General features: G+C 58.2%; 2 protein-coding genes. Both read left to right on the top strand.

Annotation, left to right across the window (positions count from 1 at the left end; genetic code table 11):
• The coding region (tnpB, locus tag J9892_RS21435) for an IS66 family insertion sequence element accessory protein TnpB (RefSeq protein ID WP_210538924.1) at positions 1–275 on the top strand (275 nt) is incomplete at its 5' end.
• Between the two features lie 48 nt (positions 276–323).
• Positions 324–1,758 (top strand): IS66 family transposase (locus tag J9892_RS21430; protein WP_210538922.1); only part of this gene is annotated, 1,435 nt, incomplete at its 3' end.

Raw genomic sequence — 1,758 nt, 5'->3', positions numbered from 1 at the left:
TGGCGGCGCTGGTCGAGCAGCAACTGGGGCACAACCCGTTCACCGGTGCCCTCTATGCCTTTACCAATCGCCGCCGCAACAAGATCAAGTGTCTGATGTGGGAGGACAACGGCTTTGTGCTCTATTACAAGGCGCTGGCCGAGGAGAAATTCAAGTGGCCATCGTCTGCCGATGAGCTACTCTCCCTCTCTTCCGAGCAGATAAACTGGTTGCTCGATGGCTACGATATCTCCTTGATGCAGGGCCATAAAACACTGCATTATGAGACGCTTTAATACCGCCAACCTCGTGCTTTACCGCCTTGTTTTTGTTATAATTTCCTCATGAAAATGACGCCGAAAAACCTCACCCCATCACCTGAACTCAGTGGCCTTAGCGCCGCTGAGTTGTTGGCGGTTATTGCGGGTTTTCAGCAACAGTTGGCGTTAAAAGAAGAGGCTATCCAGCGGCGTGACGCCCATATCCTGTTACTCGAAGAGCTGCTGCGTCTGCGCAGGATCCAGCGCTTTGCCGCCAGCAGCGAGAAACTCCATCAGCTCCAGCTCTTTGATGAGGCAGAGCTGGAAGCGGACATGGACGCCCTGCTGGCCCAGTTACCCGATGACCTGCCGCAAACTGCCGAAGCAAAGGCCAAGCCGCGTCAACGTGGCTTCTCCGCCTCACTACTGCGCGAGCGCATCGAACTCACCCTCAGCGATGAGCAGAAAGCCGGGGCCAGCAAGGTGTTCTTTACCAAGGTCAAAGAGGAGTTGCAGTTCATTCCGGCTCAACTCAAGGTGCTGGAGATCTGGCAAGAGAAGGCGGTGTTCGAGCGTGATGGCGAAGAGGTGATCCTCGCGGCCAACCGCCCCGTACACCCGCTGGGCAAATGTATCGCCACGCCGTCATTGCTGGGCTACATCATTACCTCTAAGTATGCCGATGGCCTGCCACTGTACCGTCTGGAGCAGATGTTCAAGCGCCTGGGGCAGGAGGTGAGCCGCACCAGCATGGCCCACTGGATCATCCGGCTGGATGAGGTGTTCCAGCCATTGATGAACCTGCTGCGCGAGGAGCAGAACCACGCGACGTACCTGCAAGCCGACGAGACGCGGATCCAGGTGCTCAAAGAGGAGGGCAAAACTGCGCAATCGGACAAATGGATGTGGGTGACCCGCGGTGGTCCGCCGGGCCGCCCCTCTGTGCTATTTGAATATGATCCGTCGCGCGCCGGAAGTGTTCCTGTGCGCCTGCTGGACGGTTTTAGCGGCGTACTGCAAGCCGATGGCTATTCTGGCTATAGCCAGGTGTGCAAACAGAGCGGTCTCACCCGGATTGGCTGCTGGGATCATGCGCGGCGCAAATTCATCGAAGCGACCCAGGCCACGCCGTCCGTTGCGAAGGGCAAGAGCAAGCCCGGTGCCAGCAAGGCCGATGTAGCCCTGGGGTACATAAGTAAACTCTATGCCATCGAGCGGGAGCAGAAGGAGCGCAGTGATGCCGAACGCTATCAGGCACGGCAGACGCGTAGCATGCCGCTGTTGGCGGAGTTCAAAACCTGGCTGGACAATAACGTCGGCAAGGTGATGAAAGGCTCGCTGACGAGAAAGGCGATGGAATACACGCTGGGGCAGTGGCCCTATCTGGTCGGCTACTGCGAGCGGGGTGATCTGCACATCAGCAATATCCTGGCGGAGAACGCAATCCGCCCGTTCGCCGTGGGGCGCAAGGCCTGGTTATTCGCCGACAGCGCGCAAGGCGCCAAGGCCAGTGCAACCT

The sequence above is a fragment of the Aeromonas sp. Prich7-2 genome (assembly GCF_017939255.1).
GTDB lineage: Bacteria > Pseudomonadota > Gammaproteobacteria > Enterobacterales > Aeromonadaceae > Aeromonas > Aeromonas caviae.
Note: the sequence above shows the minus strand (reverse complement) of the source record. Positions and strands in the feature narration are given on the sequence as shown.